The following is a 22,758-nucleotide window of genomic DNA, read 5'->3' on the forward strand; positions in this document are numbered from 1 at the left end:
GGAGAAACCGCCCGGAAAGGGCTCTTAGAAAGGCGCAATGGAGGCGTAATCCATGTCCGTCACGGAACTGACGAAAACTCCGGCGCCGACCAAGCAGGCGCCGGCCGCGAGACGCCGACCGAAACAGGCGACTTCGCGTTATGCGCTGCTCGCCGTGGTCGTCGTGGTCATCGGCTGGTTTGTCATCAACCCGCTCGTCTATCTCTTCCGCGGCACCTTCCAGGGCGGCCACGGGGAACTCACCACGCATTACCTCACCGACGCGTTCGGCGCCGGCGGCACGGGCGCCATGCTCCGCGACACCCTGATCTTCGGCGTCGGCGCCGCCGTCTTCGCCACGGTCGTCGGCTCCGCCCTCGCCTTCCTCGTGGCCCGTACCGACGTCCCGCTGAAGAGCCTGGTCACGGCCGCGTCCCTGGTGCCCCTGATCATCCCCGGCATCCTGCACACGGTCGCCTGGCTCATGCTGCTCAGCCCGAAGATCGGCACCCTCAACCCCTGGCTGAAATACGTCGGCCTCGGCGGGCTCAACGTCGGGTCGATGCCCGGCATGATCTTCGTCCAGGGGCTGCACACCGTCCCGCTGGTCTTCCTGCTGATGCTGCCCGCCTTCAAGGCCATGGACCCCTCCCTCGAAGAGGCCGCCGCCATCTCCGGCTCCTCGGTGGGGGAGTCCCTGCGCCGCGTCACCCTGCCGATGGTGCGCCCCGCCCTCTGGGCCGCGCTGCTCATCGCCCTCGTCACCAGCATCGAGGGCTTCGAGGTGCCGCTCGTCCTCGGCAGCCCCGAGGGCATCAACGTGCTCTCCACCAAGATCTGGTTCGAACTGCAGACCTTCCCCGTCGACTACGGCGGCGCCGGCTCGTACTCCATGCTGCTCATCGTCATCACCCTCGCCGGCAGCTACCTCTACAACCGCTTCTCCCGCAACGGGCGCAAGTACCAGACCGTCACCGGCAAGGGCTACCGCCCCCGCACCATCGGCCTCGGACCGCTGCGCTGGGTCAGCGCCGGCTTCGTCGGCGTCTACTTCCTCCTCGCCGTGCTCGCCCCGGCCCTCCTGCTGCTCTACGTCTCCGTCCAGCCCTTCTACCGCCGCCCCAGCCTCTCCAACCTGGCCCACTCCAGCTTCTCCAACTACACCAAGCTCTTCGACAACCCCGTCGCGCCCCGCGCCCTCGAACACTCCCTGCTGCTGAGCGCCGGAGCCGCCACCCTCGTCATGCTCTTCATGACCCTCGCCGCCTGGGTCGTCGGACGCACCAGAATCCGCGGGCGCTGGCTCGTCGACGGACTCTCCTTCACCCCCATGGCACTGCCGGGGGTCGTCCTCGGCGTGGCCCTGATCTTCGTGTACCTGCGCTCCCCGATCCCCGTCTACGGCACCATCTGGATACTGCTGCTCGCCTACGTCACCAAGTACATCCCCTACGGCATGCGCTACACGTCGAGCGCCATGGTGCAGATCGGCCAGGAGCTGGAGGAGGCGTCCGCGGTCTCCGGCGCCGGGCTGCTGCGCACCCTGCGCCGCGTCGACCTGCCGCTGCTGCTGCCCGGACTGCTCAGCGGCTGGATCTTCATCGTGGTCTCCGCGATGCGGGAGCTGTCCACCTCGCTGCTCGTGTACTCGCCGGGGCACGAGGTGCTGCCGGTGCTCATCTGGTCCCAGTACTCGGACGGCCAGTTCGGCGCCCTCGCCGCGCTCGGCGTGGTGATGATCGTGATCCTCGTCCTGCTGGTCTTCCTGCTCCTCGCCATCGGCCGCAGGACCAGGGGCGGCATCAGCCTCGACGCCATGTGACACCCACCGCGCCCCCGCCGGAGCACCCCGCGGGGGCCACCGCACCCCGCCCCGCGCCGTGCCCCTTCCCTCCCCCTCCCCTTCCCACCCTCTCGACCGGCCGCGCACGCCGCCCTGACCTCAGCCTTCGGAGCACCTGATGCTGGACATAGAGAACCTGGTCAAGATATACGCGACCTCGCAGAAGAAGCGGTTCGGCAGGGAACGGGCCGTGGACGACGTCAGCCTCACCGTCGGCGCGGGCGAGTTCTTCACCCTGCTCGGCCCCTCAGGATGCGGCAAGACCACCCTGCTGCGCTGCGTCGGCGGCCTTGAGGACCCCACGTCGGGGGCCATCAGGGTGGGCGAGCGCACCCTGTTCTCGTCCGCCGACGCCACCAACGTCGCCGTCAACCGCCGCGAACTCGGCATGGTCTTCCAGTCGTACGCGATCTGGCCGCACATGACCGTATTCGCCAATGCCGCCTACCCCCTCACCGCGGGCCGCCGCAGGGCGTCCAAGGCGGAGATCGCCGAGGAGGTGGGCCGCACCCTGGACGTGATGGGCCTCGGCGAACTCGCCGACCGCCCCGCCACCGCGCTCTCCGGCGGCCAGCAGCAGCGCCTCGCGCTCGCCCGCGCCCTCGTCCACCAGCCCCCGCTGCTCCTGCTCGACGAGCCGCTCTCCAACCTCGACGCCAAGCTCCGCCAGAGCATGCGCGGCGAACTCATGCGGCTTCAGAAGGAGATGGGCCTCACCGTCCTCTACGTCACCCACGACCAGAGCGAGGCGCTCGCGATGTCCTCCCTCATCGCCGTGATGAACGAGGGCCGTGTCGAGCAGATCGGCACCCCCAGGGAGATCTACGAGCGCCCCACGAGCTGGTTCGTCGGCGACTTCGTCGGCTCCGCCAACTTCGTCGACGGCGTCGTCGGCGAGAGCACCGACGCGGGCCTGTGCACCCTGGAGACCCCGCTCGGGGCCCTCACCTGCGAGCCGGGGAACACCGTCCACAAGGGGCAGAAGGGCAGGGCGCTGCTGCGCCCCGAGCGCATCGGGCTCGCCGCCGCCGACCCGGCGGCCGACCCCAGGCGCCGCGGCGTGGTGCGCAGCGCCGTCTACGAGGGCGACGGCGTCGACTACGAGATCGAGGTCGCCGGGCAGTTCCTCAAGGTCCGCTCGGGGCCGCACGCCTTCTACTCCGGCGGCGACGAGGTCACCCTGCGCTGGTCCGACGAGCCCTGCGCGCTCGTCGACCACGCCGCCGGCTGACCGCACCGCACCGCACCGCACCCCGCGCCGCCCGCGGGACGCGCCGAGCGCGCACCCCGCCGCCGAGAAAGGAACCGCCCATGACCGAGCCCCGCGTCTGGGACCCGTACCTGACAGCACAGGACCGCGCCCACACCCGGCGCCAGCAGCGCGCACCGCGCGGCACGGGCGAGCACCCCGCGCTCATCCTCGTCGACGTCTACGCCCGCGCCTTCGGCGACCGCCCGGAACCGCTCCTCGACACCCTGGAGCGCTGGCCCAACAGTTGCGGGCTCGCCGGCTGGGAGGCCCTGCCGCACCTCGCGGCCCTGCTGGAGGCCGCCCGCGCCGCGTCCGTCCCCGTCGTCCACATCACCGCCGACGCCGCCGTCCCCGCCTGGCGCGCGGCACGCGGCGGCGCCGCCCCCGACCCGCGGCAGCTCGAAGCGGGCTACGCCATCAAGGAGGAGGTCGCGCCCCTGCCCGGCGAACCCGTGCTGCGCAAGGCCGCCCCCAGCGCGTTCTTCGGCACTCCGCTCGCCCCGCTGCTGCGCCAGTGGGGCGTCGACGGGGTGCTGGTCGCGGGGGAGACCACCAGCGGCTGCGTGCGCGCCACCGTCGTGGACGCCTGCTCCCACCGCTTCGCCGTGACCGTCGTCGAGGAGTGCGTCTTCGACCGCACCGAGGCCGCCCACGCGATCAACCTCTTCGACATGGCGCAGAAGTACGCCGACGTACGCGCGGTGCAGGACGTCACCGAGGAACTGCGCACCCGCTTCCCCCGAAAGGACGGCTGATGGGCGCCACCCACACCCCGCTCGACCTCACCCTGGCCCTCGGCGCCTCCGACCTCAACAGGGCCCTGCTCGACGGCGCGGTGGGCATCCAGGGCGCGGGCGTGCGCTGTCTCACCTTCCCCTCGCCCGAGCGGCACTGGCGGATGTTCAGGCGCGCCGAGTTCGACGTCGCCGAGGCGTCCTTCGGCGCCTACCTCTCCGTGCGCGAGAAGCGCCCCGAGGAGTTCGTCGCCGTACCGGCGTTCCCGCACCGCCGCTTCCGCCACTCCTACGTGTTCACCGCGGCCGGCTCGCCGCTCGCCTCGCCCGCCGAACTCGCCGGGCGCCGCGTGGGGTTGCGCACCTGGACCAACACCGCCGGGGTGTGGACCAGGGGCATACTCCAGGACGAGTACGGGCTCGACCTGCGGGGCGTGGAGTGGGTGGTGCAGGACGCCGACACCGCGGGGGAGGTCCCCGACGGCTTCCGTATCACCCCGGTGCCCGAGGGCCGCACCGTCGTCGAGATGACCGCCAAGGGCGAGATCGACGCGCTCGTCTACCCGGAGCTGCCCGACGTCCTCGACACCCCGGGCGGCCTGCGCAGGCTCTTCGCCGACCCGGGAGCCGAGGAGCGGGGCTACTTCGCCCGCACCGGCATCTTCCCGATCATGCACACCGTGGTGTTGCGCCGCGAACTCACCGAGAAGAACCCCTGGCTGCCGTACGAGACGCTGCGCGCGTTCCGCGCCGCCAAGGACAGGGCGCTCGCCGAGGTCGCCGACCCCCGCAGGACCTGCCTGGCATGGGCGAGGGACGCGTACGAGCAGCAGGTCGCGCTGATGGGCCCCGACCCCTGGGCGTACGACGTCGAGGGCTCGCGCGCCGCCGTCGCCACCCTCGCCCGTTACGCCGTGGAACAGGGCATCGTACGGCGCGCTCCCGAGCCCGAGGAGCTGTTCCACCCGGGGACGCTCGACGAGCCGCCCGGGTACGTCCGGCGGTGACCGGCGTCACCGCCCGCTCCGCGCGCGGCGGGCGCGTCAGACGGCTCGCCGGGCGCTGCGGGCTCGACTCGCACTGGGCGTTCGTCTCGGCGCTCACCCTGGTCTACTGGCTCGCCCCGCAGTCGGTGCGGGTGTTCTACCCCCTCAGGCTCCAGCAGCTCGGCGCCTCCGACCTGGTCATCGGGCTCGCGGTCGCGTCCTCGTCGGTGGCGGGGCTGCTGCTCGCGGTGCCCTCCGGCTACCTCCTCGACCGCTTCGACCACCGCCGGGTGCTGATCGCCACCACCGCGGGACTCGCCGTCACCAGCGCCCTGTTCGCCTGGGTGCCCTCGGTGCCGCTGATGGTGGCCCTGATGTTCACCCAGGGCATGTTCCAGATGTGGGTCTGGCTCGTGCTCCAGGCGCTGATCACCGGGGTCGGCACCGGGCCCAGGGGCCGCCGCCAGCTCTCGATGTTCTCGCTCGCCTGGGGCGTCGGGCTCGCGGCCGGGCCCTCGGCGGGCGCCTGGGTGTACGGCGCCTGGGGGTTCGCCCCGGTCAGCCTGGTGTGCGGGGCGCTGTGCGCCGCCGGGGTGGGAGCGGCGTACTTCGTGCCGTGGCGGGGACGCCGTGCCGAGGGCGGGGGACCGCTGCGGCCACCGGACGACACCGCGGAGGAACCGAAAGACACCGCGGAGGAACTGAAAGACACCGCGGAGCGAGCGGACGGCTCCGCGGCGCAGGGCGACGCACGGAAACCCGGCCGGGCGCCGCGCACACCGCCCGCCGAAGCCGCGGACGGCGCGCGGGAGTCCGGTGGCGCGGACCCGGCGCCGGACCCCGGCGGACCCGATGCACCGGTGCACGGCGGCGGCTTCGCCGCCAGCCTGCGGCACACCTTCGGCGACGCGGTGGTCTTCGGGGTGATGGTGTCGACCTTCGTCAACAACTACGTGCAGTCCCTGCGGCTCTCGTTCTACCCGCTCTTCCTCGAACGGGAGGGTGTGCCCGTCGGCTTCGTCGGTGTGCTGCTCTCCTGCCTCGGCGGCTCCTCGCTCGGGGTGCGCATCGTGCTGCCCGCGCTGGTACGGCGCCTCGGGCATGTGCGGCTGCTGCTCGGCGGCACCTGGACCGCCATCGCGGGCATCGCGGTGACCCCGCTCAGCACCGACACGGCGGTGCTGGTCGTGGGCGCCCTGATGATCGGCTGCGGCCTCGGCACCAACCCGCCCATCACCGTCAACCTGCTCGCCGCCGCCGACCACGAGAACCACGGCCTGGCCGCCGGGTTCCGCATGGTCGCCAACCGCTCGGCGCAGGTGGTGCAGCCCGTCGTCTTCGGCGGCCTCGCGGGCGCCGTCGGCCTCGCCGCCGCCTTCCCCGTCTCCGGGCTGCTGCTCGGCGCGGGCACCGTCTGGATGGCACGCCGCCTCGCCAAGGCGGGCATCACATGACGGGCCATCAGAAAACCGCCATCACCACGCACTTGACCCACCGACCCGCAGAGGCGAAGGAGGCCCGGCCGTGCTGACCGTCTACGTGGGCGCCGCGGCCCGCACCTTCCACCACGGCACCGCACACCACCTCCCCAGGGCGGTACTGGTGCGCGACGGCCGCGTCGAGGGCTTCGCCGACCCCGACCGCAGGGACACCAGGGCCGACTGGGGCGGCGCCCGGGTGCACGACCTCGGCGGCGCCGTGCTCGCGCCGGGCTTCTTCGACGCGCACAACCACCAGCCCAGCGCCGCCCGGGACCGCGGCCAGGTCCGCACCGCGCACGTCACGGGGCTCGACGGGCTGCGCGCCGCGCTCGCCGCCGCCGCCCGGGAGCGCAGGCCGGGGGAGTGGATCTCCACGGAGCACCCCCTCACCCTCTCCCAGCTCGACCCCCCTGAACTGCCCACCGCCGCCGACCTCGACCCCGTCACCCCGCACCACCCGACGGCCGTCCGCTTCGGGGCGCACACCATGGTGCTCAACACCCGGGCCCTGCGCCTGAGCGGCCTCGCGGCGCTGCCCGCCGACCCGCCGGGGGGCGTCCTCGACCGGGACCCGCACACCGGCGCACCGCTCGGCCCGGTGCGCGAGTACGGCGCGCTGCGGTACGTGCTCGCCCACCTCACGGGCCCCGACGACCTGCCCGCCGCGCTGCGCGCCACCCAGCACGAGTACGCACGCGCCGGTATCACCGCTCTCCGGGTCACCGGCTTCCGGCCGGGCGACCGCGAACTCTACGAGGCGCTGCTCGCCGCCGACGGCCGGCTCGCCCACCGGGTGGCGGGCGGCCCGCGCCTCGACCCCACGACGCCGCTCGCCGAGCGGCTCGCCGCCGTCGACGCCTGGGACCCGGCGGGCCCGCACTCCGAGTGGCTGCGCCCCGACGCCGTGAAGATCTTCGTGGACGGTGGTGTCGAGACCGCGCTCGACGGCACCACCCACCTCTTCACGGGCCCCGGCGACCTGCTCACCCTCGTCCGGCACGCCGTGGCACGCGGCTGGTCGGTGGCCTGCCACGCCGTCACCGCGGACGCCGTCGGCCTCGCCCTGGACGCGTACGAGAGCGTCGGCGGCCCGGCGCCCGGGCGGCGGTTCGCCGTCGAGCACGGCTTCCTCGCCACCCCCGCGCAACTCGCCCGCGCGGCACGGCTCGGGGTGTGGCTGTCCGCGCAACCCGCCGTCGCGCACATCGAGTCCGCGCTCGTCCACGCCCGGCTGCCCGACCCCACGGGCGCCTTCCCCCTGGCCTCCGCGCTCGCCGGGGGCGTGCGCTGCGCCCTCGGCAGCGACTGGAACGCCACCCCCGGCACCCGGCTGCGCCCCTTCGACCCGCTCGCCTCGGTGCGTGCGGCCGTCACCAGGGCGGGCGCCGACGGCAGGAGCCTCGGCGCGGACGAGGCCGTCGACACCGCCACCGCCCTGTACCTGCACACCCGCGCCCCGGCGCTGCTCGCGGGGCTCGACGACGTGGGCGGCCTGTGGCCGGGGGCCCGCGCCGACCTGGTGGCCCTCGGCGCCGACCCCGTCGAGGACCTCGGCGCGGCCCGGGTGGTGGGGGTCGTCACCGGTGGCGAGCCGCTTCCCGACACCCCGGGGGAGCGGTCCGCGCCACCCCTCCACGCACCCCCGCACGCACCCTGACGGAACACCAACTCCACCGCAGATAAGGGGCCTTGGCGCACCCACCCGGCAGGGCCCCGCACTCCCTTGACAAAGGTATTCCACCGAACTTTACTGTATGCAATTGAGTACAGCGGGATGCCAGACCGTGGACGGAAGCACCGTCCGAGACGAAGGGCATACGCATGACAAGATCACTCACTCCCCGACCCCGCAGTTGCGACGGTCCTGGCGCCGCCCGCCTCCCGCACCGCGTCCGCAGGACCAGGACCGCCCTCGCGGCGGTCGCCGTCATGGCTCTCGTCCCGCTCGCCGCGGGGTGCGGCGGCTCCTCGTCGTCCGCCTCGTCCGGCGGGAGCAAGGGCACCATCCGCCTCGTGGTCAGCGAGGGGAACTCGCTGCCGTTCATCGCCGCGGAGGCGGGCGCCAAGCTCGGCGTGTGGAAGGACAAGGGCATCAACGTCAAGATCATCGACGCCACCTCCTCCACCGTGGGGCCCACCATGGCCAGCGGCGACGCCGACATCAGCCTCCAGGCAGGCAACAAGGCGGCGGCCGACATCATCCAGGGCCTCAAGGCCAAGCTGGTCGCCGGCTGCGTCCTGCCCTGGGACCAGTACCTGGTCGCCGCGCCCTCGTCCAAGGCGAAGTCGGCGGCCGACCTCAAGGGCAAGAAGTTCGGCATCAGCGGCTTCGGCTCCGCCTCCCACTTCGCCACCCTGCGCGTCGCCAAGTCGCTCGGCTGGAACAGCTCCGACTACCAGATCGTGCAGATGGGCAGCCTCCAGAACCTGATCGCGGGGCTGAAGAACCACACCATCGACGCCTTCATCTGGAGCATCGACCCGGTCATCACCGCGCAGCAGCAGGGCTACGGCAAGAACCTGGGCAGCGTCGCGAAGCTCGTCGGGCCCAACGCCTTCGAGGCGTTCTCCGTGAACAGCTCCGTGGCCACCTCGCGCCCGAGCGACGTCAAGGCGTTCTTCAAGGGCTACTACGAGGCCGTCTCCATCCTCCAGAAGGACCCCGCGAAGGCCAAGGACGTCGTGGTGAACGACTGGAAGAGCGATCCTGAGGTCGCCGACAAGACCGTGCCCGCGCTGCTGCCGCTGCTCTCCAAGGACGGCAAGATACCCGCCGCCAACCGCAAGGGCCTCGGCGACGCCATCCGCCTCGCGGTGAAGAACGCCGGGAACTTCGACGTCGACTCCGTCTACTCGTACTGGCAGGACCTGTGATGCGGGTGCCTTTCAGGCCCGGCCGCACCCCCGCCCAGCGGGTCGCGGACACCGCGCTCGCCGGCCGGCTGCTCGTCCTCGTGGTGTGCGTGGTGATCTGGGACCTGGTGGTCAGGGTCGGCCTCGTGGACCCGCTGTTCCTCGCGCCGCCCGGGGACGTGGTGGCCGCCGTCGGCGACCTGTTCGGCCAGCGCGACGTCCTCACCGCGTTCGCCGAGACCGGGCAGACGATCCTGATCGCCTTCCTCATCGGCGCGGGCGCCGGGCTCGCCGCGGCCTGCCTCCTCGGCGCCTCCGCCACCGTCCGCAGGGCGTACCTGGCACCGCTGACGTTCGTGCTCTCCACCCCGAAGTCGATCTTCCTGCCGGTGTGCACGCTGATCTTCGGCATCAGCAACTCGTCGGCCGCCGCCTTCGGCGTCTTCGAGGCGTTCTTCTACGTGGTCGTCAACGTCCTCGGCGGCCTCGACCTCGTCGACCCGCGGCATGTGCGCGCCGCCCGCGCCTTCCGGGCGCCCCGCCGCCACCTGTACGCGGACGTCATCCTGCCCTCCGCGCTGCCCGGCATCTTCGCGGCGCTCTGGTACGGCATCAAGCACGCCTTCCTCGGTGTGATGATCGCCCAGCTCTGGGCCTCCCAGGGCGGGATCGGCAGCCTTATCCGCAACTACTCCGCGCAGCTCAAGACGGCGTACGTGCTCGCGATCGTGCTGGTCATCACCGTGGTGGCGGTGGTCGCCGGCGCGCTGTGGACCCGTCTCGAAGTGCGGATGAACCGCTGGCGCACGGCCGGCTCCGCCGCCACCGCCTCCGTGTCGATCGCCGCCTGACCCCGCACCGCACCCTCCCGCACCCGCACCCGCCCGGCCGCCGACCGTCCAGCAGCCACCCCCGAGGAGACACCCCATGAGCCTGAGAGCCGAGGGCATTTCGATCACCTACGAGAGCGCCGACGGCCGGCGCAAGCGGGCCGTCTCCGACGTGGACATCACCATCGCGACCGGGGAGTTCGTCTCCGTCATCGGCCCCAGCGGGTGCGGGAAGTCGACGCTGCTGCACTGCGTCGGCGGCATGCTCGCGCCCACCGCGGGACGGGTCACCCTCGACGGCGCCGAGGTGCGCGAACCCGACCCGGCGCGGGCCGCGTTCGTCTTCCAGGACTACAGCCTCTACCCCTGGAAGAGCGTCCTCGACAACGCCGCGATCGGCCTCAGGTTCGCCGGTGTCGACCGCCGCACCCGGCGCGAGCGCGCCATGCGGCAGCTCGAACTCGTCGGCCTCGCCGAGGTGGCGCACTCCTACCCGAGCGAGCTGTCCGGCGGCATGCAGCAGCGGGTCGCGGTGGCCCGCGCGCTGACCATGGAACCCGACATCCTGCTCATGGACGAGCCGTTCGGCGCGCTCGACGAGCAGTCGAGGCGGCGCCTGGGCGTCGAGATGTCCCGCATCCTCACCGCCGCGGGCAAGACCGTGGTCATGGTCACCCACAGCCTCGACGAGGCGGTCTACTGGGCCGACCGGGTCCTGGTGCTCAGCCGCGGCCCCGGCAGGGTGATCCAGGACATCCGCGTCGAGGGGCCGCGCCCCCGCACCCTCGACTTCATGACCACCCCCGCCTTCGACGCCCAGCGGGTGCGCCTGTTCACCCTCCTTGAGCACGAGTACGACGAGGCCGAGCGCACCGCCGACCGCCCCGCAGCCGAGGAGCCCCCCGGCGCCGGGACGAAGCTCGCCAAGGACGCCGCGGCCTCCGGCGGCCCCAGGTGAGCCCCGTCAAGGCCGACGCCGCCCCGCGACCCGCACCGCCCGGGGCCGACGGCCGCGCGCCCCGGCGCACCGGGCCCCGGCTCGGCCGCAGCCGGGCCCGCCGCCAGCTCCTCGCCGTCTGGCTGCTGCGCGCCCTGCTGCTGGTCGTCGTGGTCGGCGCCTGGTGGTACGCGACCGGCCCCGGCGGGGTCTCCCCGCTGCTGCTGCCCAAGCTCGGCCCGGTGGGCGACCGGCTCGGCGCCCTGCTGGGCACCGGGCAGCTCTGGTCCGACCTCGGGCTCACCGTCGTCGAGATCCTGCTGGCGTTCCTGGTCTCGGCCGCCGCGGGCGTCCTCGTGGGCTTCTGGGCCGGCCGCACCGAGCTGCGCGCCCGCATCGTCGAGCCCCTGGTGGCGTGGGGCTACATGGCGCCGCTCGTGCTGTTCTACCCGCTGTTCATCGCCTGGTTCGACATCGGCATGACCTCCAAGGTGCTCTACGGCGCGCTCTCCGGCTTCTTCCCCATCGCCTTCAACGCGCTGCGCGGCTTCCGCGCCGTCGACCCGCGCCATCTGCGGGTGGCCCGCGCCTTCGGCGCCTCGGCCGTGCAGACGGACTGGCTGGTCAAGAGCAGGGCGGCGCTGCCGATGGTGATGGCGGGCGTGCGGGTCGGCGCGGCACTGGACATCATCGCGGTGATCCTCGCGGAGATGCTGGCCTCCTCGCGCGGGCTCGGCTACGAGCTGGCGCAGGCGTCCCAGACCCTCCAGATCCCCGACGTGTTCGCGCTGATCCTGATCCTGCTCGTCTTCGTGGCGCTCATGCAGCTCGCCATCCAGAAGGCGGGCACGCCCCGGCACCAGCAGTGACCGACCGTTCCCCTTCGGGGCCGCGGCACCCGCCGCTGCCCCCATGGCAGGGACCCGAGGGCCCCCGCCGCCATCCCCCGAGGAGGGCGTATGCAGGACTCCTATGACGTCGTGGTCGTCGGTGCCGGGAACGCCGCGCTCTGCGCGGCGCTCTCGGCCCGCGAGGCGGGCGCCTCCGTGCTCGTGCTCGAACGCGCCCCGCGCGGCGAGCACGGCGGCAACACCGCCTTCACGGCGGGGGCGATGCGGTTCGCCTACCGGGGCGTGGCGGACATCGCGGAGCTGGTCCCCGACCTCACCGAGGAGGACAGGACCCGCACCGACTTCGGCACGTACACCGAGGAGCAGTTCTACGACGACCTCTGCCGGGTCACCGAGTACCGCGCGGACCCCGACCTCGCCGACACCCTCGTCGGCCGCTCCTTCGACACGCTGAAGTGGATGCGCTCCAAGGGAGTCCGCTTCACTCCCATCTACGGCCGCCAGGCGTTCCAGGTCGACGGCAGGTTCACCTTCTGGGGCGGCCTCACCCTGGAGACCGTCGGCGGCGGACCCGGGCTCGTCGAGGCCCTGGGCAAGGCCGCGGACGAGGCCGGCATCGAGACCGCCTACCGGGCGCGCGCGCTCTCCCTCGTCCTCGACGACCGCAGCGTCACCGGGGTCACGGTGCGCCTGACCGACGGTGTACGGGAGATCGGCGCCGGGGCCGTGGTGCTCGCCAGCGGCGGCTTCGAGGCCAACGCCGAGATGCGCACCCGCTACCTCGGCCCCGGCTACGACCTGGCCAAGGTCCGCGGCACCCAGTACAACACCGGCGACGGCATCACGATGGCGCTGGAGGCCGGGGCCATGCCCTGGGGCCACTGGTCGGGCGCGCACGCCGTCGGCTGGGACCGCAACGCGCCCGACTTCGGCGACCTCGCGGTCGGTGACGGCTTCCAGAAGCACAGCTACCCGTTCGGGATCATGGTCAACGCGCGCGGCGAGCGCTTCGTCGACGAGGGCGCCGACTTCCGCAACTACACCTACGCGAAGTACGGGCACGTGATCCTCGCGCAGCCCGGCCAGTTCGCCTGGCAGGTCTTCGACAGCAGGACCGCCCATCTCCTCCGCGACGAGTACCGGATCAAGCAGGTCACCAAAGTCGCCGCCCCGACCCTGGAAGAACTGGCCAGGAAGATGGAGGGTGTGAACGCCGGGGCCTTCCTCGACACCGTGCGCGAGTACAACAAGGCGGTCGACCAGGACACCCCCTTCGACCCCAACGTCAAGGACGGGCGCCGCACCCGGGGCCTGTCCGTCGACAAGACCAACTGGGCCAACGTCCTCGACGAACCCCCGTACGAGGCGTACCAGGTCACCTGCGGAGTCACCTTCACCTTCGGCGGAGTGCGGATCACACCCGGCGGCGCCGTACTGGACACCGACGGCGAGGCGATCCCCGGGCTCTACGCCTGCGGCGAGCTGGTCGGCGGAATCTTCTACTTCAACTACCCGGGCGGCTCGGGACTCACCAACGGGTCCGTCTTCGGCCGTATCGCCGGTACGAGCGCGGCCGCCGCCGGGCGGCGCTCCGGCTGACCCACACCCCGGGCACCTGCGGGAATCGTGGCGCCCCGGCTGTTGCCCACACGTGAGGGCAACTGTATCCTGCCGTATACAAGGAGGTTCGCGTGGCCGAGTTCGAGTTCGACGAGACCGTTTCACTGGCCGCTGCACCCGAGGTCGCCTGGGACCTGATGACCGACGTGCCCCGCCTGACCCGGTGGATCAGCGTGGTCCACGACGCCAGGGAACTGGAGCCGCTGCGCCACTACACCGCCGTCATCCAGGACAAGGTCGGCATGTTCAAGCTCCGGGCCGAGCTGGACATCACCCTGACAGGAGTGGACGAGGGCAAGCGCGTCGTCGCCCACGCCGAGGGCCAGGACCGCCAGGTCGGCTCCCGCATCACCGTCGACGCGGAGGTCCTGCTCGAAGCCGCCGAGGACGGCACCGCCACCGACGTCCGCGTACACGGCCGCTACGCCATCACAGGCAACGCGGCGACGCTCGGTTCGAGCGCTATCCGCCGCAAGGGCGACAAGGTCGTCAAGGAGTTCTTCCAGCACCTCGGCTCGGAGACCCGGGCCGCCTGACCTGGCCCCCGCCCGACACCCGCCGCGCCCAGGGGAACGGCCCGCACCGCCCCGCCGCGCGAGAGCGCCGCCGCGCCCGCCCCGCGCCCCGCCCTGCCCGCACGGCGGGCCGCACGCCCGTCGCACGTCCCACCCAAGGAGTTGTGAAGTGGCCATACCCGCATACGACCTCGTCGTGAAGTCGTCGGTGATCGTCACCCCGTCGGGAACCATCAGCGGTCAGATCGCGGTGCGCGACGAGAAGATCGTCGGCATCCTCGCCCCCGGCGACGACCTCCCCGCCAAGAAGACCATCGACGCCGGCGCCGACCCCGTCATCCCCGGGCTCATCGACACCCACTGCCACTTCCGCGACCCCGGGTACACCCACAAGGAGGACTACTACCACGGCACCGTCGCGGCCGCCGCGGGCGGTGTGACCACCGTCTTCGACATGCCCAACGTCAACCCGCCCACCACCACCGCCGACCGCCTCAAGGCCCACCTCGACAACGCCCAGTCCAAGGCCGTCGTCGACTTCGGGCACAACGCCTCGGGCGTCGTCCCCGAGAACATCAAGGAACTCGCCGACGCGGGCGCCACCGCCTTCAAGGTGTGGATGATGAAGGACATCGGGCGCGACTACCCGCACCCGCCGGGCACCTCCCTCACCAACAGGGGCGTCCTCTACCGCGTCTTCGAGGAGGTCGCGGAGACCGGCCTCCCGCTCTACATCCACCCCCACGACCACGACCTCTACGAGCTGTTCGTCGAGCGCTCCCAGCGGCAGTGGGGCATGGACTTCCGCTCCTACGCCCGCGCCCTGCGCGGCGGCAACGGCGTCGTCCTCAACACCGCCATCGCCACCATCCTGGAGTTCCAGCGCTCGGTCGGCACCAAGCTGCACGTCCTGCACCTCTCCACCCGCGGCGGCATCAGGATGGTCGCCGACGCCAAGGCCGAGGGCCGCGACGTCACCGCCGAGGCCAACCCCTTCGCCCTCTTCGTCACCAACGACTGGGACACCATCGAGAAGAAGGGCCCCTACGCGCTCGGCTTCTGGGTCCCCGAGGACGACAACCCCGCCATGTGGGGAGCCGTCAAGGACGGCACCATCGACGTCATCGGCAGCGACCACGGCCCCCACACCAAGGAGGAGAAAGAGGTCGGCTGGGACGACATGTACACCGCCCCCGGCGGCAGCCCCATGATCGAGCAGTACCTCAGGCTGCTGCTCACCGAGGTCAACAAGGGCAACCTCAGCCTGGAGCGCGTCGTCGAGATGTGCGCCTCCGCTCCCGCCCGCCTCACCGGCTACGACGGCCGCAAGGGCGCCATCGTGCCCGGCGCCGACGCCGACCTCGTCATCCTCGACATGGACCACGAGGAGACCCTGCACGCCTCCCACGCCCACTACATGTGCGGCTGGATGCCCAGCGAGGACTTCGAGACCAAGGGCCGCCCCCGCATGACCGTGCTGCGCGGCAAGGTGATCATGGAGGACGGCAACGTCACCGCCGCCAAGGGCTCGGGCCGGCTGCTGCGCCCCCAGCGCTGACCCGCTCCGTCACGCACCGCCACCGCACACGCCAGGAAAGGGACGCAGACCCATGACGGAGGCACGGCAGGCCCCCACGACCGCCCAGGTGATGGCCGAGGCCCTCGCGGCCGCGGGGGTGGCGAGCATCTTCGCCTACCCCGGCGACCCGATCATCGAGCTGATGGAGCGCTCCCGCGCCGCCGGGCTCGACGTCGTACTCGCCCGCCGCGAGGGCACCGCCGCCTTCATGGCCGAGGGCCACGCCATGGCGACGGGCGCCCCCGCCGTCTGCCTCTCGACCCTGGGCCCCGGCTCCAGCGCCCTCGTCAACGGCGTCGCGGCGGCCACCACCGACCGGGTGCCGATGATCGCGATCTCCGGGCAGATCGAGGCCTCGCGCGAGCAGTTCTTCACCCACCAGGTCCTCGACCACAAGCAGCTCTTCAGCCCCGTCACCAAGTGGGCGGGGCGCGTCGAGGCCGCCGCCGCGTCCACCACCCTGCGCAAGGCGCTCAGCCTCGCCGCCGCCGAGCGCCCGGGCGCCGTCCACCTCACCGTCGCCGGGGACACCAGCGCCAGGCCAGCCCAGGGCGGCTTCACCCCGCCGCCCACCGCCGCCTCCCTCACCACCATCGGCGTCACCCGCACCCCGGGCGCCCCCGACCCCGGCGCCCTCGTCGCCCGCGCCCGCCGCCCCGTCGTCCTCGCCGGGATCGGCGCGGTGCGCGCCGGAGCCACCGCCGCCCTCGTACGGTTCGCCGAGACCACCTCCACCCCCGTCGTGGTCTCACCCATGGCCAAGGGCGTCGTCCCCGAGGACCACCCGCTGTTCGCGGGCGTCCTCGACATGGCCTGCAACCAGGTCCTCTGGGAACTCCTCGGCTCCGCCGACCTCATCGTCGCCGCCGGCTTCGACGCCGTGGAACTCATCAAGCCCTGGACCGTCGACACCCCGGTCCTGCACATCGACGCCCTCCCCAACACCGACCAGATCTACGCCGCCGAGGTCGAGTGCACCGGAGACACCGGCGCCGTGCTCGACTGGCTCTCCGACGGCTTCACCGGCCAGCCCCGCTGGTCCGAGGCCGACGTCGCCGCCCACCGCGCCCGGCTGCGCACCGCCTACTACGAGGGCCGCGTCGACGGCCGGCTCAACCCCACCGACGTGGTCGACGCCGTGCGCGCCGCCGCACCGCGCGGCACCCTCGCCACCACCGACGTCGGCTCCCACAAACTCCTCGTCGGCCAGGGCTGGCAGGCCCACGCGCCCCGCGAGGTCCTCATGACCAACGGGCTCTCCTCCATGGGCTTCGGCGTCCCCGCCGCCATCGGCGCCAAGATCGCCCGCCCCGACCGCCCCGTCGTCGCCCTCGTCGGCGACGGCGGCTTCGCCATGACCGCCACCGAGGTCAGGCTCGCCGCGTCGATGGGACTGCCGGTGGCCTTCGTGGTCTTCACCGACGGCAGCCTCAACCGCATCGAGCTGAAACAGATGGAACGCGGCTACCCCAGCACCGCCACCCGTATCGAGGACATGGACCTGGTGGCCCTCGCGGGCGCGATGCACAGCCACGGCGTACGCGTCACGACGGCCGCAGAGCTCGACAAGGCGCTCGAAGGGCTCGAAGGACTCGACGCCCCCCTGGTCATCGAGGCCCGCGTCGACCCGAGCCAGTACCAGTCTCAGTTCTAGGTGTTCCAGGTCCCTGTTCTAGGAGGAACGATGGTCGTCGACGACTTCGCCGACTTCGCGGTACGCAGCCGGGCCACCCCGCTGCCCGAAGAGGTCGCCCAGGCCGCGACCCGCGCCCTCGTCGACTGGTACGGGGCCACCCTCGCGGGCTCCGGCATGCCGCCCGCCGCCGCGCTGCGCCGCGCACTCGCCGCGCTCGGCGCCCCGGGACCCGCCCGGCTGATCCCCGACGGGGCGTCCGCGGACGCCCGCACCGCCGCCCTCGTCAACGGCACCGCCTCGCACACCGCGGAACTCGACGACATCTGGCGCGACGGCATCTACCACCCCGGCTCGCCCACCGTCGCGGCCGCACTCGCCGCCGCCGAGCAACTCGGGGCCTCCGGGCAGCAGTTGCTGCGCGCCATCGCCGTCGGCTACGAGATCGGCTGCCGTATCGCCGCCGCCGTGCAGCCCTCCCACTACACCTTCTGGCACACCACGGGCACCGTCGGCACCCTCGGCGCCGCCGCGGCCGTCGCCGAACTCCTCCAGCTCGACCGCACCGCCTTCGCCCACGCGCTCGCCACCGCCACCACCAACGCCGCCGGGCTCCAGCAGGCGTTCCGCTCCGAGAGCATGAGCAAGCCGCTGCACGCCGGGCACGCCGCCCAGTCAGGACTCGTCGCCGCGTTCGCCGCCAGGGAGGGCTTCACCGGCGCCCGCGACGTCCTCGAAGGCCCCGCGGGCTTCGGCGCCGCCATGTCGGAGGACGTCGACTGGGCCGACGCCGTCGCCAGGCTCGGCACCACCTGGGCCGTCACCAGGCCCACCGTCAAGAACCACTCCGCCTGCGGACACACCTTCGCCGCCGTCGACGCCGCCCTCGAACTGCGCGCCGCGGGCGTCGACCCCGACACCGTCCGCGCCGTCGAGGTGGACACCTACACCACCGCGACCCGCGTCGCCGGCAACGCCGACCCCGCCACCGCGTTCGAGGCCAAGTTCAGCATGGCCTACTGCGTCGCCGCCGCCTTCCGGCTCGGCACCGTACGGCTCGCCGCGTTCACCGGGGAACGGCTCGCCGACCCCGGTCTCAGGGACCTCGTCGCCCGCACCACCGTGCGCCCCTCCGCCGAGTTCGACAAGGACTTCCCAGGGCTCAGGCGCGCCCGCGTCACCGTCCACCTCGCCGACGGCACCTCACCCACCCGCACCCGCAACACCCGCAAGGGCGACCCGGACGACCCGCTCAGCGACGCCGAACTACGCGCCAAGTTCGACGAGTTGGCCCGCCCCGTGCTCGGCCCCGAGGCCGCGGCGGAACTCGGCGCCCGGCTCTGGGCCGTCGGCGGGGCCGACGACGTACGCGACCGCCTCGCCCCGGCGAAGGCCGCACACCGGGGGGAGGCGGCATGAGGCAGGCACGGCTCTTCGTCGACGGCGCCTGGACCGAGGGCGCCACCACCACACCCCTCGCCGACAAGTACGACGGCACCGCGCTCGCCGACGTCCACCTCGCCGACCGGGCACAGACCGGCGCCGCGCTCACCGCCCTCGCCACCGCCTGGGAGCGCACCCCCTGGCCGCACTACGACCGCTACCTCGTCCTGTCCCGCGCCGCCGCACTGCTCACCGAGCGCACCGCCGACCTCGTCGAGGCGGTCGTCGACGACACCGGCTTCACCCTCGCCGACGCCCGCCGCGAGGTGGCGCGCGCCGTGCAGACCATGACGCTCTCCGCCGAGGAGGCCAAGCGCATCCACGGCGAGGTCGTCCCGCTGCACGGCGCCCCCGGCACCGGCGGCCGCCTCGCGTTCACGGTGCGCCACCCGCTCGGCGTGGTCTGCGCGATCACCCCGTTCAACTCGCCGCTGAACACGGTCGTCCACAAGGTCGCCCCCGCGCTCGCCGCGGGCAACGCGGTCGTCCTCAAGCCGTCCTCGCTCACCCCGCTCAGCTCCGGGCTCCTTGTACAGCTCCTGCTCGACGCGGGACTCCCCGAGGGGCTGATCGCCCTCGTCCACGGCGGCGGCTCCACCGTCGGCCAGTGGCTGCTGGAGAGCCCGGTGCCCGCCTTCTACGCCTTCACCGGCAGCACCGGCGTCGGCGAGCACATCGTCAGGACGGTGGGACTGCGCAAGACCCAGCTCGAACTCGGCAGCCTCGCCAGCACCCTCGTCTGCGACGACGCGGGGCTCGACAAGGCCGTCGCCGCCTGCGCGGGCGCCGCCTTCCGCAAGGCGGGCCAGGTCTGCACCTCCGTGCAGCGCCTCTACGTCCAGCGCGGCATCCTGCCCGCCTTCACCGAGGCCCTGCGCGCCGAGGTCGCCTCCCGCGGCTACGGCGACCCGCGCGCCGACGGCACCATGACGGGCCCCGTCATCAGCGTCCCCGAGGCCGACCGCATCGAGAGCTGGATCAACGCCGCCGTCGGCAAGGGCGCCACCGTCGTCACCGGCGCCGAGCGCACGGGACAGGTCATCGCGCCCACCGTCCTCACCGACGTCGACCCCGCCACCGACGTCATGTCCCAGGAGGTGTTCGGACCCGTCGTCAGCATCGTCCCCTTCGACGACCTCACCGCCGCCGTCGCCGCCGCCAACGCCACCCCCTACGGGCTCGCCGCCGGCATCTTCACCGCCGACATCGGCAACGCCCTCACCGCCGCCGAGCACCTGCGCATGGGCTCCGTCCACATCAACGAGACATCGAGCAGCCGCGTCGACCTGATGCCCTACGGCGGCGTCAAGGACAGCGGCATGGGGATCGAGGGCCCCCGCTACGCGATCGAGGAAATGACCGAGCAGCGACTGATCACGATAGGCAGGCCATGAAGAGCGAGACCGTCGAGTACTTCAGCGGCCCCGACCGGGTACGCGCCCTGTGGCGCACCCCGGACGCCCCGGGCCCGCACCGCGCCGTCATCCAGGGGCCCGGATGGTACGGGCTGAAGGACGCGAAGGCGTACGACCGCTACCACGAGGCGTTCACCGCCGCCGGGTTCGCGGTGCTGTCCATCGACTACCGCGGCTTCGGCGAGTCCGAGGGCGAGCGCGGCATCGTCAACCCCGCCCACCAGCTCGACGACCTCATGAACGGGGTCTCGTACCTGACCACCCGCGACGACGTCGTGCCCGGCGCGATCGGCGCCTACGCCACCGGCGGCACCGGCGGCGGCAACGTCGTCCTGCTCGCCGCCGCCGACCCCCGGGTGCGCGCCGTGATCAGCCAGGTCCCGGTCGCCGACGGCCGCGACTGGCTGCACCGCATGCGCACCGAGTGGGAGTGGATCGCGTACCTGCGCGCCCTGGAGGAGGACCGCCGCACCCGGGTGCTGACCGGCGAGAGCAAGATGATTCACCCGCGCGACGAGGTGATGGTGCAGACCCCGGAGCGCCGGGCCTCCGGCTTCAAGAAGGACGTCGACGGCAAGAACCCCACCACCGTGCCCTTCGCCATGGTCGAACCGCTGCTGCGCTACCGCCCGGTGGACGCCGCCCGCGGCCTGACCACCCCACTGCTCGTGGTCGCCGTCGAGGACGACGCCACCACCCCCACCGACCACGCCGAGGCGATCTACGAGGCCGCCGCGGGACCGAAGAAGTACCTCCTCCAGCGCAACTCAAGCCACTACGCGGCCTACGCACAGCACGCGGACGCGGTCATCCCGCAGATGACCGACTGGTTCGAGCGCCATCTGCGCCCGCTGGGCGACGTGACCGTCCTGGAGGACCCCGGCCCGCGCACCGCCACCACCCTGGGAGAATGATGCGAACCGGACTGCTGCTGCCCCACTTCGGCGAACACGCCGACGCGCAGAAGATCGTGGAGGGGGCCCGGCTCGCCGAGCGGCTCGGCTTCGACTCCGTCTGGGTGCGCGACCACCTGCTCTTCGAACCGCACGGCGAGTTCGAGAAGCCCGACCCCACCTTCTACGAGGCGTTCACCGTGCTCACCGCGGTCGGCGCCGCCACCGAGCGGCTGATACTCGGCACCGGGGCCCTCATCCCGTTCCGGCACCCGCTGGTCACCGCGCAGATCGCCGCCACCATGACCCGGTTCTTCGGGCCCCGGCTCGTCCTCGGCATGGGCAGCGGCAACTTCGACCACGAGTTCGAGGCCCTGGGCCTCGGCGGGGTGCCGAGACCCCAGCTCGTCCAGGACAACTTCGCCATCCTGCGCGACATCTGGCAGCGCGAGGGCGTCTCCTGGCACAAGGAGCCGTTCGACTTCGACGGCGCCACCGTCAAGCCCTGGCCGACCGGCGGCCCCATCCCGCTCTGGTACTGCGGCACCACGCCCAAGTCGGCCAGGATCGCCGCGGCCGGCTGCGACGGCTGGCTGCCGGGGCGCATCTCCCTGGACACCCTGCGGGCCCGCGTCGACACCCTCACCACCGTCTCCGCCGCGCACGACCGCCCGCGGCCCACCGTCGGCATCATCCCCACCACCTCGGTGGCCCGCACCCGCGAGGAGGCGCTCTCCAGAATCAACGTGGACGGGCTGCTCGCCTGGGCCAACAACTCCCGGTTCTGGGTCAAGCCGGAGTCCGGCAGGTTCGAGACCGTGCAGGACCTCGCGGGCGTCCTCGTCCACGGCACCCCTGACGACATCGTGGAACAGGCACTCGAACTGCGCGCGGCCGGCGTCGACGACCTCGTCTTCGACTTCCGGCTGTCCTTCCCGCTGTGGGAGGAGCAGATGCACCTGCTCGGCGAGGAGGTGCTGCCCAGGCTCCGGGAGGCGGCCGTGCCCGCCGCCTGAGCCCCGCAGCCCGGGGACGCCCAGCGGCGCGCCGCCGCCCGCCGGGCCGCGGCGCGCTCGGGTGAAAAGCGGGGGGTGGAGCGTTGCGCGGCGACGGGCGCACTCGCGGGCCTCATCTAATGAGTCCGCGCGATCGCCGCGCACACCCCGAAGGAGCCCCCCATGCGCCTGCGCGTTCCGCGCCGCCTCACGGTCTTCGCCGCGGCGGCCGCCCTCAGCCTCCCGCTCGTCTCCGCCTCGGCCCAGTCCACCGCCCCCGCCGTCCCCGACCATGTGGGCGTGGCGGCGGGGCCCGTGCCCGGCGCGCAGATCTCGCCCTGGGGCGACGCCCATGTCGGCCTGAGCGCCGAGATGCTGCGCTGGATGGACAGCGAGGACATCACCCTCGAAGCCGCCGGGCCGTTCCGCCTGGACGCCGACGGCCGCGGCTTCCAGATGCCGGTGGGGGCCGCCGCGCGCAGGGGGCTCGACGAGCGCGGGCGCATCGTCTACGCGGGCGGGCTCCGCTTCCACCACCGCAGCACCGGCAAGACACTCACCCTGGAGCCCACGTACATCACCGTGATGCCGCACCCCCGTTGGGCCGCGGCGGTCCGGGTGGGCGGGCGCACCGTCACCCGTGAACTGCCCTTCGGCGACACCCGTTACGACGAGGTGGTGGCCAAGGGCCGCCCCAGCCCGACCGGCTTCAGGACCGAGCGGGCGCCCTTCTACGTGACCGCGGAGGCGTCCCGTCTTTTCGCCGACGAGACCGGCCACTCGGGCCCCCGTGTCGGCAGCCCCTTCGGCGTCCTCACCCCGAACTTCGACCGCGTGCCCGGCGGCGCCACCACGCCCGCCCCCGGCGTCCCCCGCTACTGACGCGCCGTCAGCACGGCGCGGCGGCCGGGAGGGCGGG

19 protein-coding genes are annotated in these 22,758 nt (G+C 72.8%); all 19 read left to right on the forward strand.

Going from position 1 to position 22,758, the window contains the following annotated elements; genetic code table 11:
- Nucleotides 1-52 precede the first annotated feature (52 nt).
- The 19 genes from ACIBIW_RS24215 to ACIBIW_RS24305 all read left to right on the forward strand — a co-directional run bounded on the left by ACIBIW_RS24215 (nt 53) and on the right by ACIBIW_RS24305 (nt 22,721).
- A complete protein-coding gene (locus ACIBIW_RS24215; protein WP_399339088.1) occupies nt 53-1,801 on the forward strand; it encodes an ABC transporter permease in 1,749 nt (582 codons plus the stop codon).
- A 139-nt stretch (nt 1,802-1,940) separates the two neighbouring features.
- Nucleotides 1,941-3,053, forward strand: a complete 1,113-nt coding sequence (locus ACIBIW_RS24220; RefSeq protein ID WP_399339089.1) for an ABC transporter ATP-binding protein — start codon at nt 1,941-1,943, stop codon at nt 3,051-3,053.
- An 80-nt stretch (nt 3,054-3,133) separates the two neighbouring features.
- Complete coding sequence (locus ACIBIW_RS24225) at nt 3,134-3,829, forward strand: isochorismatase family protein (RefSeq protein WP_399339090.1); 696 nt, start codon at nt 3,134-3,136, stop codon at nt 3,827-3,829.
- The gene (locus tag ACIBIW_RS24230) at nt 3,829-4,815 is read left to right on the forward strand and encodes a PhnD/SsuA/transferrin family substrate-binding protein (RefSeq protein WP_399339091.1); all 987 of its coding nucleotides are present in this window, start codon (nt 3,829-3,831) and stop codon (nt 4,813-4,815) included. Before ACIBIW_RS24225 ends, ACIBIW_RS24230 begins: the two co-directional genes overlap by 1 nt.
- Entirely contained in the window at nt 4,812-6,248 is a 1,437-nt protein-coding gene (locus tag ACIBIW_RS24235) for an MFS transporter (protein ID WP_399339092.1), read from the forward strand. Before ACIBIW_RS24230 ends, ACIBIW_RS24235 begins: the two co-directional genes overlap by 4 nt.
- A gap of 70 nt (nt 6,249-6,318) precedes the next feature.
- Nucleotides 6,319-7,932 carry an amidohydrolase gene (locus tag ACIBIW_RS24240; RefSeq protein WP_399339093.1) on the forward strand — a complete coding sequence of 538 codons (1,614 nt, stop codon included), beginning with the start codon at nt 6,319-6,321 and terminating at the stop codon, nt 7,930-7,932.
- Nucleotides 7,933-8,096: 164 nt separating this feature from the next.
- Complete coding sequence (locus tag ACIBIW_RS24245) at nt 8,097-9,149, forward strand: ABC transporter substrate-binding protein (protein WP_399339094.1); 1,053 nt, start codon at nt 8,097-8,099, stop codon at nt 9,147-9,149.
- On the forward strand, nt 9,149-9,979 hold the full coding sequence (locus ACIBIW_RS24250) for an ABC transporter permease (protein WP_399339095.1): 831 nt from the start codon (nt 9,149-9,151) through the stop codon (nt 9,977-9,979). Before ACIBIW_RS24245 ends, ACIBIW_RS24250 begins: the two co-directional genes overlap by 1 nt.
- A gap of 76 nt (nt 9,980-10,055) precedes the next feature.
- Nucleotides 10,056-10,916, forward strand: coding sequence for an ABC transporter ATP-binding protein (locus ACIBIW_RS24255; protein WP_399339096.1), 861 nt, complete (start codon nt 10,056-10,058; stop codon nt 10,914-10,916).
- Entirely contained in the window at nt 10,913-11,764 is an 852-nt protein-coding gene (locus tag ACIBIW_RS24260) for an ABC transporter permease (protein ID WP_399339097.1), read from the forward strand. Before ACIBIW_RS24255 ends, ACIBIW_RS24260 begins: the two co-directional genes overlap by 4 nt.
- 90 nt (nt 11,765-11,854) lie before the next feature.
- Nucleotides 11,855-13,345, forward strand: a complete 1,491-nt coding sequence (tcuA, locus tag ACIBIW_RS24265; protein ID WP_399339098.1) for an FAD-dependent tricarballylate dehydrogenase TcuA — start codon at nt 11,855-11,857, stop codon at nt 13,343-13,345.
- Nucleotides 13,346-13,437: 92 nt separating this feature from the next.
- The gene (locus tag ACIBIW_RS24270; protein ID WP_399339099.1) at nt 13,438-13,902 is read left to right on the forward strand and encodes a CoxG family protein; all 465 of its coding nucleotides are present in this window, start codon (nt 13,438-13,440) and stop codon (nt 13,900-13,902) included.
- A 148-nt stretch (nt 13,903-14,050) separates the two neighbouring features.
- Entirely contained in the window at nt 14,051-15,439 is a 1,389-nt protein-coding gene (locus tag ACIBIW_RS24275; protein WP_399339100.1) for a dihydroorotase family protein, read from the forward strand.
- A 52-nt stretch (nt 15,440-15,491) separates the two neighbouring features.
- A complete protein-coding gene (locus ACIBIW_RS24280; protein ID WP_399339101.1) occupies nt 15,492-17,114 on the forward strand; it encodes a thiamine pyrophosphate-binding protein in 1,623 nt (540 codons plus the stop codon).
- Nucleotides 17,115-17,144: 30 nt separating this feature from the next.
- The gene (locus tag ACIBIW_RS24285; RefSeq protein WP_399339102.1) at nt 17,145-18,512 is read left to right on the forward strand and encodes an MmgE/PrpD family protein; all 1,368 of its coding nucleotides are present in this window, start codon (nt 17,145-17,147) and stop codon (nt 18,510-18,512) included.
- Nucleotides 18,509-19,930 carry an aldehyde dehydrogenase family protein gene (locus ACIBIW_RS24290; protein ID WP_399339103.1) on the forward strand — a complete coding sequence of 474 codons (1,422 nt, stop codon included), beginning with the start codon at nt 18,509-18,511 and terminating at the stop codon, nt 19,928-19,930. The genes ACIBIW_RS24285 and ACIBIW_RS24290 overlap by 4 nt, the downstream gene beginning before the upstream one ends.
- Nucleotides 19,927-20,865, forward strand: a complete 939-nt coding sequence (locus ACIBIW_RS24295) for an alpha/beta hydrolase (protein WP_399339104.1) — start codon at nt 19,927-19,929, stop codon at nt 20,863-20,865. The genes ACIBIW_RS24290 and ACIBIW_RS24295 overlap by 4 nt, the downstream gene beginning before the upstream one ends.
- Nucleotides 20,862-21,860, forward strand: a complete 999-nt coding sequence (locus tag ACIBIW_RS24300; RefSeq protein ID WP_399339105.1) for an LLM class flavin-dependent oxidoreductase — start codon at nt 20,862-20,864, stop codon at nt 21,858-21,860. The genes ACIBIW_RS24295 and ACIBIW_RS24300 overlap by 4 nt, the downstream gene beginning before the upstream one ends.
- Nucleotides 21,861-22,022: 162 nt before the next feature.
- Nucleotides 22,023-22,721: a hypothetical protein gene (locus ACIBIW_RS24305; RefSeq protein ID WP_399339106.1), complete on the forward strand. Its 699-nt coding sequence runs from the start codon at nt 22,023-22,025 to the stop codon at nt 22,719-22,721.
- The last annotated feature ends 37 nt before the right edge of the window (nt 22,722-22,758 follow it).

Origin of the sequence: Streptomyces sp. NPDC050560 (genome assembly GCF_044457285.1) — a bacterium.
GTDB lineage: Bacteria > Actinomycetota > Actinomycetes > Streptomycetales > Streptomycetaceae > Streptomyces.